Source organism: Candidatus Chlorohelix allophototropha, assembly GCF_030389965.1.
Taxonomy (GTDB): domain Bacteria; phylum Chloroflexota; class Chloroflexia; order Chloroheliales; family Chloroheliaceae; genus Chlorohelix; species Chlorohelix allophototropha.
The window spans coordinates 623,610-640,547 of sequence record NZ_CP128399.1 but is presented as its reverse complement, the minus strand read 5'-3'; the positions used below and the strand labels follow the sequence as shown (position 1 = coordinate 640,547).

Annotated in this window: 12 protein-coding genes; 11 read left to right on the top strand and 1 reads right to left on the bottom strand. The window is 48.6% G+C overall.

Annotated elements, in window-relative coordinates:
• On the top strand, positions 1-435 hold the full coding sequence (locus tag OZ401_RS02790) for a VOC family protein (protein WP_341469194.1): 435 nt from the start codon (positions 1-3) through the stop codon (positions 433-435).
• A gap of 78 nt (positions 436-513) precedes the next feature.
• Here OZ401_RS02790 and OZ401_RS02785 read toward each other — a convergent pair whose 3' ends face one another.
• The gene (locus tag OZ401_RS02785) at positions 514-771 is read right to left on the bottom strand and encodes a hypothetical protein (RefSeq protein WP_341469193.1); all 258 of its coding nucleotides are present in this window, start codon (positions 769-771) and stop codon (positions 514-516) included.
• A 98-nt stretch (positions 772-869) separates the two neighbouring features.
• Here OZ401_RS02785 and OZ401_RS02780 point away from each other — a divergent pair, with 98 nt between their 5' ends.
• The 10 genes from OZ401_RS02780 (at position 870) to OZ401_RS02735 (ending at position 16,903) form a co-directional block, all read left to right on the top strand.
• Complete coding sequence (locus OZ401_RS02780; RefSeq protein WP_341469192.1) at positions 870-1,664, top strand: Nmad3 family putative nucleotide modification protein; 795 nt, start codon at positions 870-872, stop codon at positions 1,662-1,664.
• A gap of 190 nt (positions 1,665-1,854) precedes the next feature.
• On the top strand, positions 1,855-3,111 hold the full coding sequence (locus tag OZ401_RS02775; protein WP_341469191.1) for an FHA domain-containing protein: 1,257 nt from the start codon (positions 1,855-1,857) through the stop codon (positions 3,109-3,111).
• Positions 3,112-3,190: 79 nt separating this feature from the next.
• Complete coding sequence (locus OZ401_RS02770) at positions 3,191-4,888, top strand: Stp1/IreP family PP2C-type Ser/Thr phosphatase (protein WP_341469190.1); 1,698 nt, start codon at positions 3,191-3,193, stop codon at positions 4,886-4,888.
• 21 nt (positions 4,889-4,909) lie between these two features.
• A complete protein-coding gene (locus tag OZ401_RS02765; protein WP_341469189.1) occupies positions 4,910-7,204 on the top strand; it encodes a S8 family peptidase in 2,295 nt (764 codons plus the stop codon).
• Between the two features lie 82 nt (positions 7,205-7,286).
• On the top strand, positions 7,287-8,417 hold the full coding sequence (locus tag OZ401_RS02760; protein ID WP_341469188.1) for an FHA domain-containing protein: 1,131 nt from the start codon (positions 7,287-7,289) through the stop codon (positions 8,415-8,417).
• A 137-nt stretch (positions 8,418-8,554) separates the two neighbouring features.
• On the top strand, positions 8,555-9,211 hold the full coding sequence (locus tag OZ401_RS02755; RefSeq protein ID WP_341469187.1) for a DUF2625 family protein: 657 nt from the start codon (positions 8,555-8,557) through the stop codon (positions 9,209-9,211).
• 310 nt (positions 9,212-9,521) lie between these two features.
• Positions 9,522-12,248 carry a bifunctional acetate--CoA ligase family protein/GNAT family N-acetyltransferase gene (locus tag OZ401_RS02750; RefSeq protein ID WP_341469186.1) on the top strand — a complete coding sequence of 909 codons (2,727 nt, stop codon included), beginning with the start codon at positions 9,522-9,524 and terminating at the stop codon, positions 12,246-12,248.
• A gap of 42 nt (positions 12,249-12,290) precedes the next feature.
• Positions 12,291-13,469: a glycosyltransferase family 4 protein gene (locus OZ401_RS02745; protein ID WP_341469185.1), complete on the top strand. Its 1,179-nt coding sequence runs from the start codon at positions 12,291-12,293 to the stop codon at positions 13,467-13,469.
• 131 nt (positions 13,470-13,600) lie between these two features.
• Entirely contained in the window at positions 13,601-15,520 is a 1,920-nt protein-coding gene (ftsH, locus tag OZ401_RS02740; RefSeq protein ID WP_341469184.1) for an ATP-dependent zinc metalloprotease FtsH, read from the top strand.
• Positions 15,521-15,646: 126 nt separating this feature from the next.
• Positions 15,647-16,903, top strand: a complete 1,257-nt coding sequence (locus OZ401_RS02735; protein WP_341469183.1) for a mannosyltransferase family protein — start codon at positions 15,647-15,649, stop codon at positions 16,901-16,903.
• Positions 16,904-16,938 lie beyond the last annotated feature (35 nt).

Sequence of the window (16,938 nt, the reverse complement as noted above, 5' to 3'; positions counted from 1 at the left end):
ATGGCAATAGGTTTTCAGGTTACTTTTGATTGTAGCAACCCGGACAAGTTAGCTCATTTTTGGGCGGATGCCCTTCATTACAAAATTCCCAACCCACCGTCCGGTTTTAATACATGGAATGAATTTCTCAAAGCGCGAAACATTCCTGAAAGTGAGTGGGATAGCAAATCCGCGATTGAAGACCCGGAGGGCAAAGGCTCGCGTATTTTCTTCCAAAAAGTACCGGAGCCTAAAATCGTTAAAAATCGAGTGCATCTGGACTTGAATGTGAGTGGGGGCTTTTCGACTCCGCTTCAAGATCGGATTGATCGGGTTAAAGCAGAAACAGCGCGCCTGATTACGCATGGCGCAAAATTACAGCGCGAAATGCAAACCCAAGATGAATACTGGATTGTTTTGACCGACCCGGAAGGCAACGAGTTCTGTGTACACTAGCAAGCAGACAGAATGAGAGCGGGAAAGATTACCATAAAAATACGAGGCGTACTGCTCAGAATACGCCCCTGCCTGAATTTATCGGCTAATGGTGCGGTTAGGTCCGCGCAGCAGGTAACCCAGGCCGAATAGCAGTAAGCCAAGAACCGCCCACCATATGTCAAATTGCCAAATCAGGAACAATAAGCCAAGTACAACGGTAGCAGCGCCGGTGAAAAGCGGCGCCAACTTCTCCGCCGATTTAAACCCAATGTTAAAACGACCCCATGCGTTGTAAACGCCAAACGCGCCGATTACAATAAGTGCAATTCCTGCTACAAAACTCAGTATGCCCATTTTTCATTCTCCTTTTCACTACCAAAATAGCCAAGTTCAGGAATATATACTAAAATGCGCCCGGAAAGTTTCTTTTTATTTTAAGCCAAACCACAAAAATGTCATTAATTCATGCGAATCAACCCTTGCCACGCATTTTTCTGGCTAATGTAGGGGTGAATGCCAGCCATATCAATCTCGGTTTGCAAAGCCCACGTTTCCCAGACGGGCGTTTTGAGTTTATACCCATTCCAGAGCTAAAAGAATTCCAACAAGCATCCGGCTTTGTGCGATATAACCAACTTCAATGCTGGAACGAAACAAATGAATCGTTGGCGCGTTATATACCTATAAACCGGGCAGATTTAGCGGTACATGCCGACCCTGATTTTACCGCGCTGACTTACGGCGATGAATGTGGGCGAACCCCTCGCGCCGCCGCTCTCAAGCAAGCGCAACCCGGCGATATACTGGTATTTCTGGCAAGGTTGGCAGATTATCACAATGGGCTGTTTACCGGGCAAGCCGGTTTTTATCTGGTGGGCTTTCTAGAAATAGCCAGAATCTTAAAAGATATTCGCGCCCAACTTGAACCTGCTAACTTTGCGCGATATATGCATAACGCCCATTTTAGAAGAGCGCAGCATGACCCGCGTTGGTACGATGGTTTTTACATTTTTGAGGGTTCGGCACGTTCAAGGCGTTTTCAGATTGCATATCCATTTGGCAAAGCTGAAGCAGAACAATACTTACGTGATAAAAGCGGGCAACCTTTTCGATGGCAAGAAGGACGAACCGAGCTTCAAACTATCGGTTCTTACACCCGCACCTGCCGTTGTGTATTGGATGCAGGACGAAGCGCAGAAGAAAAAAGTCGTGCTTTAGCATTTATCGGAAATATTCTTCTGGGATAGCATAAATAATAACATTACAACTACCCGATTCAGTCACTATTGATTTTATTTATGGGATACCTTAAAATGTAACAAGGCTTCACAGCGTCAATTTTGAGCAGAAATCCCACTCTTAAGAGACTTGAAGGGGTAATAAATAATTCACTTGTGCGGCAAAGAAATCCTCAGCTAGCCAGAACGGGAGCCAAAAATGCAGCTAATCGTGCAAAGCGGTTCGGACGCTGGAAAGTCTTTCAATCTAGAGAACCAGCTAGTAGTTTTGGGCAGGCAGGTTGGTTGTGATATTGTCCTAAATGACACGCAAATATCCCGCCGTCACGCCCAATTTGAAAACCGTAGTGGTACGATATTTATAACCGACCTCGGTTCCGCTAACGGAAGTTATGTTAATAGCCAAAGGCTCGCGCCGAATACTCCCCGCGCTTTGCAACCCGGAGATATTATTAAAATTGGCGACAACAGTATGCAATTTGCAGCAACAGCCGCCCCTACCCAGATGGCAATGCCCAGCGCACCGATGCAACCTCCGGTTTATCCTGTGCAACCGCAGGGGTATCAGCCCTACAACACGCCTCCGGTACAACCCCAACCCCAAGCTTACCAGCCGCAGGCTTATCAGCCCCAACCCCAAGCTTATCAACCGCAGGCATACCAACCTTATGCCCCTGCCCCTGCTCCCAAGAAAAAGGGCGGCGCTGGCATAATTGTCTTGATTGTAGCTTTGCTGGTATTGATCGGTGGGGGCGCAGTAGCGGGATTTTTTGTACTGAGTGGCAACAAGGATAACACGCCAACTCCCGGTACGGCAGTTGCCAACACTCCCGGCGGAGTGAGAACCACCGGTGGTGCAAATGGTACAACCGGAATAGCCACAACCGCTATTTTAGTGACTACCGTAGCTACCGGGGCAAGCGGTACCAACGCACCGCCACCCTCTCCCGCCCCTTCTACGGTTGCGGCAGTAGCAACTAAAGTGCCGGTTATTCCGGTTACAACCGTAGCCTCAGTTGGTGGGACTGGTGGTACGGTTAATAACTTTGGAGTAAGCGTTACCTTTCCTAACGACTGGAAAACCAGTTCGCGGGAAGAAACCAATAATGTAGGAACCATTCAAGGCATTAGCCCTGAAGGAGCTTTTGTCTCAATCCTGCGCTTTCCCGGATTAGGTGGAGATTTGCAAGCTCGTGCCGATCAATTTATTAGCGCCTTCAAGAACCAGAATTCCAAACTTAGTGTTACCGTTCAACCAGAAGTCAACCGCAATGGTGTGGTAACTTTTGAGGTGGAATATCCGAACCCGAATTCACTTACCTTTCACGAATATATTATGTTGACTCAAAATTCAAACCGGGACGCTTATTTGATTGAATTGGGCGCGGAGAAAAGCAAAATCGCCTCCTTTAACAACACTTTTGGAGATATTCTAGACTCACTCCAATTTAGCTAATAGTAAAGGAGGCGGTATCTTGCAGTTTTCCGGCGTATACCTGATTGTGCTGCTGCCCGCGTTTCGGAGGAATAGATAATTGCTCAAGCTTGATCCTGTTGCGCTTACTGACGTAGGGCGCAAACGTGAACATAATGAAGATTACCTCGGCGACCTTTTAATAAAGGGTGAGCCTGCCTTTGACCCCCGTAAGGTGGAAGAAAAAGGGCATCTCTTTGCTGTTGCCGATGGCATGGGCGGCTATGCTGCCGGTGAGGTTGCCAGTGAATTGGCAATAAACACCCTCTTCGACCGCTATTACAACGGGCCGACTTCGGGTCGGCTTGATAATGACCTGATGCAAGCCATCATTACTACCAATACTGAAGTTTATAAAGCCGGTACCGAACCGGGTAAGGGGCAGATGGGTACTACTCTAACCATTGCCGTAATTAAAGGTAACCGGGTATTGGTGGGTAATGTCGGTGATAGTCGCACCTATCTTATCAGGAAAGGCATTCCGTTGCGCATCACCCGCGACCATTCGCTGGTGCAAGAGCAGATCGAAATGGGCGCGCTAACCCCTGAACAGGCTTCAAAAAGCCTTATCCGCAACATCATCACCCGCGCCATCGGGCATCGGGACGAAGTTGAGCCTGATCTTTTTGAGCAAGAACTTCAACCGGGAGATGTAATTCTGCTTTGTTCGGACGGATTGCATGGTCTGGTCAAAGAAATGGAGATGGGTACTATTGTAGCGGCAGCTCCTAATCTTCAGAAAGCGTCTCAGGAGTTGATTGACCTTGCTAATTCACGCGGGGGCAGCGACAATATCAGCGTATTGTTGATCGGGATTAATGAATTAGGTCCGACGATACCTTCATTTCTTGGTACTCCTAGCACGCAAACCAACGGTAATGCCGCTACTTTGGAAATTCCAGCCATTGACCAGGTAACCACACGCACACCTGCTGCCGCAGAAACTCTAAAAGTTCCCGCCCCGGTGGATAATAAACCTACTGTTCAGACTCCTGTGCAGGTTAAGAAAGCCAAAGGCTCAGGCGGCTTTATTTTTGCGGCTTTATTTGTTTTGCTGGCAGCAGCGGCAATTGCAGCATTTCTATATATTAGCTCCAATTCATCAACTTCTGGAAACACAACTCAAACCCCGACTACTTCCACAACCACCAACTCGGCACAAACCATAATTCCAACTGTTACACAGGCTGCTGCCGCTATTGCTAAAACCAGCGCACTACCCGTAGCCGTCTCTACTACCAATCCTGCCACCGCTGGTGGTAACGCGCCACAACCGCCTGTTTCACCGGGTATCCAGATTGACCGAAGCCAGATAAAGCGGCTTGAAATCTGGCTGACCGTTTCAGGATGGCCTTCAACTGTAGCAGCTAAGGATTGCGTATTCAGGCTTGAGCGTGTCTCTAGTTCCGGGTTATCGTTAGGCTATGTAGGTGACCAAATCATTGAGGGTAAGCAGTATTTTGTATTCAGCACCTCTCAGGATGCCAACCTTGAATTAGCGGCTTCCACCTATATTGTCAGCGCAATTTGCCAAAACCAACCTGCCGAAACATTTGGATTGAAGTTTAGCGGTAAAGATTTACGTATCGAAGATAATGGCGTTAGTGCCGGTTCCGGCGCACAACTTAAATTCGACTCCGGTGTCCTGAAGATGCTTTACAGCCTCGAAACTGCGGAAAGCACTACACGTGGTGAGGTGGAACCCTTTTCTTCCGGGGCAACGCCTTTGCCACCCGGCACTACAACACCTCGGGGTTAGACCTAGTTTTGTAAAAGACTTATGATACTAAAAGGGACGGTAATAAAACACGGGTTACCGCCCGTTCTTTGTCTTATATGGGTGCTACTCGCCAACCTATTGCTGCTGGCTTGTGGCACAGAACCTACGCCTGCCCCACATCCGGTAATTATCGATAGCAAAACGGATACGATGCTATCGGATTTATTGCTGAAATACAACACGGGCGGTCTGGATGCAGCTAGACAATTCGCCCACGATAGCGGTTTATTAGATGAACAGGATCGGGTACGCTTCGAACTAACGCTAGATAGTAGCACAAACTTGCCGACTGTTAAGCAAAAGCTGGAACAGATGGGGGCAATTGTGACGGCTTCCTACGAACATTACCTGTCGATACGAGTCAGCCTACCAGAACTGGTAAAACGCAGTGGTCAACAAGATTTTTGGAATGATTTAGGCTCTTTAAGCGCAGTACGCGACCTAAAAGTGATTCTCCAACCGCCCACCGCCGATATTTTTGCGCCACAGGAAGGGTTGAAAGCGACAGGGGCAGAGGTTTGGCAACAGGCGGGTTATAACGGTAAAGGGGTCAAAGTAGGGATAATAGATAGCGGTTTCGCCGGATTCCGCGATTATTTTGGAAACGGGCTACCACCAAGCAATCAAGTAACTTTCCAATCCTTCGTTTATGGGGAGGGGGAAGGTTCTGGAAAACATGGCGTATCGGTATCAGAAATAATCAATAGCTACGCCCCGGAAGCGCAATTGTATTTGGCAGCTATCGAGGATGAGATCGGATTTGCCAAAGCAGTGAATTGGCTGATGGAAAATCGGGTGCAGATTATTCAAGTGTCGCTGGCATGGGGTGGTTTATGGCCTAGCGATGGTAGCAGCCTTCTTTCTTCGAAACTGACTGAGGCGAGAAACGCGGGGGCATTGCCGGTTGTATCAGCAGGTAACTACGGACGAGCGCATTATGCAGGCAATTTTAAGCCTGATACTAACGGCTTTAACCGCTTTGGTAGCACTGAGGGAGCAATAACCCTGAAGTTTACCGCTACATCTGATAATTGCTGGGTTTCGTTGCGCTGGGATGAGAATTGGGACGCACCTTCAACGAATCTGGACCTTTACATTTTGGATGAGAATAAGCAGCCTAAAGGCAGTTCTCGTAATTTGCAAGGAGATGGCAGCAATAAGCCCCCGGTTGAATTGGCGCCTTTCCACGCTGAACCTAATCGGACTTATTATATTCAGGTGCGTAACGCAGGCAAAGGTGGTGAAGGGGTACATTTTAACCTATATGCCTATAACGCCAGTTTCGAGGAATATGATCCATCAGGCAGCCTTGCTGCTCCCGGTGATGCAAAAGGGGCAATTACAGTTGGAGCAGTATCGTGGCGTGATAATACGCTTGAACCCTATAGCAGTCGTGGTCCCACTCAGGATGGGCGCAAGAAACCGGAATTGGTAGCGCCAACGGGAGTAACCTTGCGGAGTGTAGGGCAAAATCAGGTGTTCAGCGGAACAAGTGCAGCAGCCCCTCAAGTGGCAGGGATAGCAGCGGTAATTTTGAGCGCAGCCCCAGCTTTGAACGCGAACCAATTGGAAACATACCTTCACCGCAACATCCAGCCTTTTAAGAGCGAAGACCCCAACGCCACCGGATGGGGAGAAGCTCATTTTGGAGCAATTGAGGCGTTGCAGGGTGGCGTAGCAGAATTATTAGGGGCTGAGGTAGCTGGCCCGGTTGTGAACGACAACTTTACCGATTATCGAGGGGGTTTGCCGGATAACTATCAAGCATATTACGGTACATTGCCGGATGGTACAACCGCCTATTTTGTCAGGGTAGGCAAACCAAACGAACTTAATTGGAGTGTGTATTCAAACCGAATTTATCGTGAGTTCAAAATAGATTTCACGGCGGGATTCTCAAATGCAGTTAAAGAGGATGGCTACTTTTACGGGGTATTATTCTGGCAACGCAGTGCTACCGCTTACTACCTTTTCTGCGTAAGCGGCAACGCCTTTGCAGTGCTTGAACGCAACGGAGATAGTTGGCGCGAGATTGTACCTTGGACAGCCAGTAATATGTTTAATATAAATAGCGGGAATTTGCGATTTAGTCTTGAAGCAACCGCCGGATATCTTAAAATAAAAGCGCAGGGTATGGGTTTAATCAGTGTACCGCTCCAAAATCCCACATTAGGCGGAAATATGGGTTTCGTTACAGGGAAATTTGGAGGGACGGCTGCTATTACCGGGGGGATTTTTAACCAACCGTTGGCAATGTTCAGTGATTTAGCAATTACACCTTTATCGAGTCAATAAAATATTATAAAGTAATTATCAAGCAAAAAGCAGAGTGTAAATTAATGCGGGGTAGCCCGCTCCATAATGCAGGAGAATTCAAATGCCAAATCCTTTCTTCATTGTACAGCGTGGACCTGATATAGGCAGACGCTACGAATTGGAAAAAAACCAGATTACCATCGGACGCAGCGATGATAATGATATTTCGTTTGACGATCCGTATGTTTCGCGCTACCACGCGGTTATTAAGGTTCTGTCAGGTGAATGGGCAATAATCGATCTAGGAAGTGAAAACCCGGTATTAATCAAGGATACCGCGCTTGAAGCGGGGACACCTTATAACCTCCTGCATCGTGACATTGTACGAATCGGGCAGAATATTTTAAGCTACCAGAACCCGGCTACCGCTCCGGCACGCCCGGTTGCGCCAATTCCAGAAAAAGTATCGGTGGCAGATTCATTAAAAGTGCCAGAACCCGCTCAACCTGTTTACACAGCGCCGGTTTCTAACTACGATGCGCCAACCCCACCCCCAGCGCAAGTATATGCGCCACCTGTCCCCGATGCCGGAGCAACCGTGGTTGGTACTAACTACGCGGCAATGATGACAACCCCAGCGCCTACGCCAGAACCTGCGCCTGTACCACCGCCTGCGCCTATAGTTGAAGAACCTGTTGCGCCTACGCCGCCCCCGGTGCAAGCCGCATACCCGGACGACAAACCCACCAACCCTCCGGTTTCATATGCACCGCCGATTTCGGAAGAGGATGCCGGTTCTACAATGGTCGGTAATTATAGTCAGTATAGCCAACCTTACCAACCAGTACAGCCACAAACCCCGCCAGCGTCGCAACCGCCACAGCAGCCTGAGCAACAGCCTTATCAAAGCTATGACCAATACAACCAGTACGGGCAGTATGGTCAATACGGGCAATATGGACAGTATGGGCAATACGGGCAGCAAAATTACCAGCAATATGAGCAGCCACAATACGGGAGTAACTTGCCAACCGAAAACGACTCTACTAAGGTAATAGGTGGCAGCACTGCCAACAAAACGCCGGAAAATGAAGAAGCTCCTACCAGTTATGTAAACTACAACCAATATAACCCACAACCGACTCCGACTCCGCCGACTCCTCCTAAAGAGGAGAAGAAAGAGCCAGAATATGACCCGGACGATGCGCCTACTACGGTTATCAGAATTGATAAGTCTAAGTTGCAACAATAAGATTATAAGAACGGGAACAGGCTAAAAAGTCTGTTCCCGCCCTTCAGCTTGAAACCTCTTCCACCATTTACGCGATAGCATGGGCGATCTCGAAATCCGCAATAGCGCAACTCCATTGGTTTTGAATCGAGGAAAAGGTGAAAAATCGCACTTTAACTGAGCTTATTGATTCAACTGATTCAGCTTGGTCTCTTATTCATACTTGGTTAGCCCACGCCAAGAATAATTATCAAATCCTTCCGGGAACAGAAACTGCCAAAGCGCATACTCTTTTAAAACTTCAGGTTACGACTCGTTCCCCGATGGGCGCGATAGCATTTCATTGTGGCGGGATTCTCTTTGATTATGGCTGGTTAAGATTCTTAGGTTCTGGTAATAGTAACATTTCGGGTAATCTTCTAAGCTGGAACAAGTATTTAGATATGGGCGTAGAACCTCAATTAAAGGATGCGTTGATAATCGCCTATGATGTGATAGGGGGTTTCTTTGCCATAAACGGTGGCGCATTTAAAGGTACACAAGGAAATATTTTCTATCTAGCCCCGGATACACTAGAGTGGGAGGACATGGAAAAAACCTATTCCGACTTCCTGTACTGGGCGATAGTGGGAGATTTAGCCCTATTTTACCAAAACGCCAGATGGCATAGTTGGGAAGAGGAAGTATTAAAGCTAAAAGGCGAAGAGGGTTTTTCAATATACCCACCGCTATGGGCAAAAGGCGAGGCGGTAGAGGCAAGAAGCAGAAAAGTTGTGCCAATTTCTAGTTTGTGGAAATTGCATATGGAATTTTAAAACTCCTGGAATCAGTTTCTGACTTATTGAGATAAATGCTGTCAAAATTTCTTCTATATTGTAAGTAATCAACCACCAGCAAGAACTAGACCGGACACTTTTACAACCCCTACTATTTCAACCCACCGATGGCAAAATTTATATCTTCTGAAAACGAGTACCTCCAACCCTGTTAAGCTAACGGCAATATAAATATTTTACTCGGCTTTGTTGTTTAAAGACTGTTTCTAATTTCACAATTATGCTACACTTCATAATAGTGTGTTATAGAGGTTAGATATAGCAATGGAATATTGAAAGGATCCTGCCTATGCCCGGTGGACAAGCAGGCAATGTACTTTATCATCAAAGACATCCACTAGACTCTTTCTTTGCGCCCCGCAACGTAGCCATGATCGGCGCAACCGATACAGCAGGTAGTATCGGACGTACTGTCCTTTGGAACCTTATCAGTAGCCCCTTCGGCGGCACTGTTTTTCCCGTAAACTTCAAGCACCATAGCGTGCTAGGTATCAAAGCATACCACAAAGTTAAGGATATACCGGAAAAACTCGACCTAGCAATTATAGCTACCCCCGCCCAGGGAGTGCCAGAGCTGATGCGTGAGTGTGTTGAAGTGGGCATTAAAAATGCCATCATTATATCTTCCGGCTTCAAAGATCGGGGTGAAGAGGGTGTGCGGCTGGAAAAGCAAATCCTAGAAGAAGCGCGGCGCGGTAAAATGCGCTTGGTGGGACCGAATAGCCTCGGTGTAATGTGCCCCCCCAGCGGCTTAAATGCTACTTGCGCGCGCCATACCGCCCAACCGGGTAACGTGGCTTTCATCAGCCAAAGCGCCGCCGTGACAAGCACCGTATTGGATTGGAGCCTAAGTGAAAATGTCGGCTTTAGCGCAGTGGTAGCGGTTGGCTCGATGCTAGATGTCGGTTGGGGGGAACTCATCAGCTATTTTGGTAGCGACCAACAGACCAAAAGTATCGTAGTTTATATGGAAACCCTGAACGATGTGCGTTCTTTCTTGTCGGCAGCACGGGAAGTTTCGCTCAACAAGCCGCTGATTGTGCTAAAAGCTGGCACTCAGAACGGCAGGCATTCTGCCCTTTCACATACCGGGACGTTAACCGGTAGAGACGACGTTTTTGAAGCAGCTTTCCGGCGCTGCGGTGTATTAAGAGTCAATCGCATATCGGAACTGTTCGATCTGGCAGAGGTACTTGCCAAACAACCTCGCCCAAGAGGTCGCCGCTTGACCATTATTACCAATACAGGGGCTGCCGGAATATTGGCTACGGATGCGCTCACCGCGCTTAAAGGCGAACTTGCACCCTTGCCAGAATCTATAATACAGCAATTGAACGAGAGTTTGCCAACTCACTGGAGTAAATCTAACCCGATTGATATTATGGGAGATGCCAGCCCACAGCGTTACGCCAAAGCCCTTGAAATTGCCCTCAAAAACCCGGAAAGCGATGGGGCGATGGTAATCCTTGCGGCACATCCAGAATCAGCGCCCAACGAAACTGCTGAAGCTCTCAAGGAAGTGGTGAAAAATATCCGCGTTCCGGTACTGGCAAGTTGGATGGGACGCTCGGATGCGGTAGAAGGTACTGCCAGCCTGAACCGTTTCGGCATCCCAACCTTCCCTTACCCAGATACTGCCGCCCGTATGTTTTGCCATATGTGGCGCTACAACGAAAATCTACACAACCTTTACGAGACTCCTGTTGCTATCCCGGATACAATCAAGGATGAGGTGGCAGGGCGCGCCGAGGTAGAAGCGATCATCGCCGCCGCCCGTAAAGACAATCGCACCACCCTTTCCGAGATTGAGTCGAAACATATTCTGGAAGCCTACCACATCCCTACTATTCCGGCGCAACTTGCGGTAACTCTGGAAGAAGCGTTGCAATGTGCTGACGGAATCAGCTATCCGGTTTCTATTATGGCGCACATCCGCGGCAACATTCGAAGCGCGGAATATTGCGGAGAAAAAAATAACCTGCTGGACGAACGGGCGTTACGGACAGCGTATCTTGATATTGCCGAGTCAATCAGCAACCAGATAGGCAAGGAAAATTTCCTCGGTGTCACAGTACAGCCTTCCACTTTCTGGGAAGGGATTGAATTGATCATCGGCAGCAGCGTTGACCCCCAGTTCGGTCCAATCCTCATGTTCGGTTCAGGTGGCAAGTTGGTAGAAAGCTACAACGACCGCGCCATTACTCTGCCACCCTTGAATACCACTCTAGCGCGTCGTATGGTTGAACGCACCCGAATTTTTGGCGCTCTTGCCAATAATAAAATTTGTGGTGGAGTTGACCTTGAAGAATTGGAGAGGCTTTTGGTCAGGTTCAGCCGTTTGGTGGTTGAACAACGCTGGATTAAAGAAATTGATATTAACCCGGTGCTGGCTTCTCCCGAAGGACTGGTAGCTTTACACGCCCGCATGGTGTTGCACGACCCCTCAGTAGCCGAAGAAAACCTGCCGCAACTCGCCATCCGACCCTACCCTACCCATTATCTCGAACAGTGGTTTGCCAAAGATAAAACTTCTGTCATCATTCGCCCGATTCGCCCGGAAGATGAGCCGCTGGTCGTCAAATACCACGAAACCCTCTCCGAGCGTAGCGTCTATTTTAGATACCTGCACATGCTCAGTCTGAATCAACGTATCGAGCATGATCGTTTAACTAAAATCTGCTTCATTGATTATGACCGGGAAATTGCGCTGGTGATTGATTATGAAGACCCCGAAACCAAAGAACATCAAATACTTGGAATCGGACGCTTGAGCAAGGTTTACGGCACAAATGAGGCGGAATTTGCCATATTAATCAGCGATAACCAACAGGGACGCGGCTACGGCAAAGAACTGCTTTTGCGCCTAATTCAGATTGGACGCGATGAGAAGCTCGACAAAATCATAGGCTACATCCACCCTGAGAACATGGACATGCAGCGAGTCTGCGAGCGAGTCGGTTTCAAACGCCGTTATTCGATGGAGGAAGGCTTAATAGAAGTCTGGATAGCGCTTTAGACTTCACGGCAATATTACTTTAGTTATGCTAAAATACAGCCTATGAGCGTTGACAAGTCATGGGCTGATACAATCATACTTTGCGTTTCCGGCATAGTGGCATTTGGCGTTTCAATCTGGCTCACCCCTTTTCTGCGAAACTGGGCGGTTACGCGGGGGTGGGTTGTGCCGCCTTCTCCGCGCCGAGTGCATGTTAACCCAACCCCACGAATCGGCGGGCTTGCTATCTATCTCAGCTTTGTATTTGCCATCATAGCAGGTATCGCCATCAGCTTTCTGCTCATTGCCGCCGGATTATTTAAAGGACAGTTCTGGCTCGGCGACGATTTATGGCGTATTATCCTGCTGTTGCTTGGTTCATTACCGATTGCGGTTATCAGCACCATTGACGATATCAAAGAACTTTCCCCCTTACCTCGCCTGCTATCTCACTTTCTGGGCGCTGCAATAATTGTAGTGCCGCAAGTACTCTACCCTACCGGCAGACCGGGCGTACTGATCGACATCATAAACAATCCTTTTGGGGGGATCATCCGTCTGGGAGACATTCCAATTCTCGCCCTCATCATCACCCTCGTTTGGATTGTGGGCATGATGAATACCATCAATTGGATAGATGGGTTGGACGGGCTTTCGGGCGGTATCGTCTTCATTGCAGCGATAATGCTATTCCTCGAAAATCTTTTGGGTGGGCGCAATGCCGAGCATGGTTATCAATGGCAATTTACCAGCGCGCTGATTGCAGTGGTACTGGCAGCTTCAATAGCCGGATTCCTGCCCTTTAACTGGCATCCCGCCAGTATCTTTATGGGCGATAGCGGCGCAATGTTTCTTGGGTTTGCGCTGGGCGTTCTGTCTATCATTGATGGGGCAAAACTGGCAACGGTATTATTAGTGGTGGGATTACCGGTTATGGATGCCATCTGGGTAGTGCTGTATCGGCTCTACAACCGCCGTAGCGCCGGGAAAGCCGATAAAAGCCATATACACCACCGCTTGCTCGAAATGGGCTACAGCCAGCGTCAAATCGTACTCTTTTTCTACGCCCTAACCATCATCTTTGGGTTGGTGGGTATAATGCCCATCACGCAAGAGCCGTGGATAAAATTCCTAGCGTTGGTTGTATTGGTAATCCTGCTGCTGCCCATCATCCTCTACAGCGTTTATTATCACCCTCGCAATCGCAAACCCAATCAGCAAGAACAAAAACAGGACCTATAAACCGATTCTTCCCCTATAATACAATAAACACTCCCCCTTTATGGGTAGTCTTATCTTGATATTTACCTTATAATTTTCTGGAATTAATAAAATAGAGCAATTCCGTCTCCAATCGAAAGTAAAATGTACTTATGAGCAAAAGAAAACTAATAATAGGCGCGGTCATACTAACGGCAATCGTCGCCTTTTTTCTTATATTATTTACCTCTGGTCCGACTGGTACAACGGTAAATTACAATGATTTCTTGAAGAAAGCGGTAAACGGTGAAGTTACCACCATTACCACTAACCAAAGCAATCATACTATCAACTTTACAGTTGGGAGCGAACCGGATAAAAGCTATACCACTACTTTGCCCGGCGGTCTTACTCGCATAGATGATGTATTAATCAGTTACGGTGTACCGCTGGACAAATACCCTATGCTGAAAACCGATAGTAGCGCGTGGATCAGCGGAGTACGCAGCGTATTGCTGATGCTGCTGCCGGTTATCATTATCCTCGGTTTCTGGTTCTTGATGAGTCGCCGCTCTGCCGGGTCAGGGGGAGGGATGGACTCACAGTTTAGCTTCGGGCGTAGTAACGCGAAAACCGTCACTCCTCAAAAGGTGGGCGTCACTTTCGCCGACGTTGCCGGAAACGAAGAAGCCAAGCAAGAGTTGGAAGAAGTAGTTGAATTTCTCAAGGATCATACCCGCTTTACCGAATTAGGAGCGCGCATTCCCAAAGGCGTGCTGTTGGTAGGTCCGCCCGGCACCGGTAAAACCCTGCTGGCAAAAGCAGTAGCAGGGGAAGCTAACGTTCCTTTTATGAGCGTTAGCGGTAGCGAATTTGTAGAAATGTTCGTAGGTGTAGGCGCGGCGCGTGTGCGCGATTTGTTCGCTAGAGCTAAAAAGATGGCGCCTTGCATCATTTTTATTGATGAAGTCGATGCCCTCGCCCGCAAACGTGGGGTGCGCGTAGGGGGTGGCACTGAGGAACGCGAGCAAACCCTGAACCAGATTCTGGTTGAAATGGATGGCTTTGATAGCGCCACAAATATCATTATCATCGCTGCTACCAACCGCGCCGATATCCTTGATCCGGCGTTCCTGCGCCCCGGTCGGTTTGATCGTCAGATACAGGTGGACAACCCGGATTACCTTGGGCGAGTCGCTATTCTACAGGTACATAGCAAAGGCAAACCACTTGCTCCTGAAGTGGATTACAACCGTATCGCCCGCCAAACCGCTGGTTTTAGCGGCGCTGATCTGGCAAACTTGGTCAACGAAGCTGCTATTCTCACTGCGCGCCGCAACAAACGCCAGATTGGAATGGATGAACTGGAAGAATCAATTGATCGGGTAGTAGCCGGACCGGAACGCAAAAGCCGAGTTATTAGCGAACACGAAAAAATTGTTACTGCCTATCACGAAGTAGGGCATGCCCTGTGCGCTAAACTGGCGGGTGGGGTTGACCCGGTGCAAAAAATCTCTATTATTTCGCGCGGGAGAATGGGCGGTTATACCCGTGTCGCCGCCGATGAAGATCGCAGCTTGATGACCAAAACGCAACTCGAAGGCTTTATGACTTTTGCTTTGGGCGGGCATGCTGCCGAGGAGTTGATGTTTGGCGAAGCTAGCACCGGTCCTAGCAATGACATTGAGCGCGTCACCCAAATGGCACGGGCGATGGTGACAGAATATGGTATGAGCAGGCTTGGTCCGGTGGCTTACGGCGAAAACATGGGTGGTCGTCAGCGTGTCGCCAATTACAGCAATACGGTTGCCTTCGAAATTGACCGTGAAGTAACGGCGATGATAAACGAGGCATTGAACCGTTCTCGCTCCATTCTTTCCACCTATCGCAGACATTTGGTAGCCATCTCTAATCTGGTGCTAGAAAAAGAGGTTATCAGCGGTGATGAGATGGATGCGCTTTTCGAGCAGGTGCTACAGGAATTTCAGGCTGAAGAAAGCATAAAGTTGCTCACCTACAAATATAATGACGCTACTAAGCCTTTCGAACGGAAAACCGAGCCGGGGAAAACCGGAACCGGCACTAATGGCTAGAGTGACACTTACTTTTTGCTAACAAGTCAGATGTTTTCATAATCCCTTCTCCGGACAAACGCCGGAGCGGGGATTTTTCTATGCCTGATTTGACAGTTAAGCAATCCAGACTCTACAATCGCGCTGATGATTGAAAATGCACAGCCGAAAAATGCCGCTATACTCCACGGAGTCGGTTCTTCTATACTCGCGGTTTTCCCTGCGCCTGTTCTCAAAACATGGCTATTGTGGCGCGTGGGACTTTTTATATTCCCGGCATTAGTGGGAATGCTGATACCACCTGCCGAAGTTCCAACCGCATTACCTGCCAAAGTATCGGATGGTTGGTTCGAGCATTTGATCTGGAATTGGACGGGGTGGGATGGAGGTTGGTACATCACCATCGCCGAAAAGGGCTATACCCGCGAAGGTTCAAACGCTTTTTACCCGCTTTTCCCACATCTGGTGCGCTGGATAGGCTTTGTGCTGGGAGTAGGTAGTCCGGTTGAAACTGCCTACAAATGGGCAGGACTATTGCTTGCCAGTCTAGCGGCGTTGTTCGCTTGCGTCCTGCTCTATCGTTTGGTGGCGCACGACTACGAACACGACACTGCGTGGCTTAGCGTGGCGTTCTTACTGGCTTTCCCTACCTCGTATTACATGGTCGCGGTCTATTCCGAGAGCCTGTTCCTTGCGCTGGCGTTGGGGGCGTTCCTAGCAGCACGACAACAACGCTGGCTATTAGCGCTAGTATTAGCAGCGCTGGCAACCCTCACCAAGAATCAAGGTATTTTCGTGGCGTTGGCGCTACTGGTGGAATACGGGCAGCAGCGTGAATGGCGCTGGCGCAAGCTCGATTTTAAGCTGCTTTATTTCGCTTTGCCGGGGTTGGCGTTGGTAAGTTGGGCGGCTTACAACTGGGCTAATTATGGCAACCCGCTCGCCTTTCTCAGCGATAGCCAACGCTTCTGGAAACGCGAATTCAGCCTACCGTGGGAAACGATGGCAACCGTTACCGGAAATTTCTGGAACAAGCTTTTTGATCGCCAAATCTGGTATCCACCAGCGCAACTCCAAACTGATATGTCTTTTATCAACGTACCGCTCACTTACCTGTTCCTGTTGCTATTGGTCGGGTGCGGTTGGTTAGTGTGGAAAGGGCGCATGCGAGGCATGTATTTCGTCTATTTCCTGTTCTGCCTAATACAACCGCTTTTTGCGCCTGCCACCGACGTAGGATTATACTCGATGTCGCGCTTTATGCTGATAATATTTCCCGCTTTCCTCTTTCTCGCAGCAACTTCAAAGCGATTCCCGCTACTGAAGCAGGGATATTTCACCGCTTCCCTGCCACTTTTAGGCTTGCTGGTAGCGCGTTTTTGCGCCGGATATTGGGTAGCATGATTAAAGTTTACATGCTATAATTTTTAAACTCCCCT

Excerpts from the sequence above, each read along its gene's own strand:
- OZ401_RS02765 (WP_341469189.1), top strand. The coding sequence starts at position 4,910 with ATGATACTAAAAGGGACGGTAATAAAACACGGGTTACCGCCCGTTCTT.
- ftsH (WP_341469184.1), top strand. The coding sequence starts at position 13,601 with ATGAGCAAAAGAAAACTAATAATAGGCGCGGTCATACTAACGGCAATC.
- OZ401_RS02790 (WP_341469194.1), top strand. The coding sequence starts at position 1 with ATGGCAATAGGTTTTCAGGTTACTTTTGATTGTAGCAACCCGGACAAG.
- OZ401_RS02750 (WP_341469186.1), top strand. The coding sequence starts at position 9,522 with ATGCCCGGTGGACAAGCAGGCAATGTACTTTATCATCAAAGACATCCA.
- OZ401_RS02780 (WP_341469192.1), top strand. The coding sequence starts at position 870 with ATGTCATTAATTCATGCGAATCAACCCTTGCCACGCATTTTTCTGGCT.
- OZ401_RS02745 (WP_341469185.1), top strand. The coding sequence starts at position 12,291 with ATGAGCGTTGACAAGTCATGGGCTGATACAATCATACTTTGCGTTTCC.
- OZ401_RS02735 (WP_341469183.1), top strand. The coding sequence starts at position 15,647 with ATGATTGAAAATGCACAGCCGAAAAATGCCGCTATACTCCACGGAGTC.
- OZ401_RS02775 (WP_341469191.1), top strand. The coding sequence starts at position 1,855 with ATGCAGCTAATCGTGCAAAGCGGTTCGGACGCTGGAAAGTCTTTCAAT.
- OZ401_RS02785 (WP_341469193.1), bottom strand. The coding sequence starts at position 771 with ATGGGCATACTGAGTTTTGTAGCAGGAATTGCACTTATTGTAATCGGC.
- OZ401_RS02760 (WP_341469188.1), top strand. The coding sequence starts at position 7,287 with ATGCCAAATCCTTTCTTCATTGTACAGCGTGGACCTGATATAGGCAGA.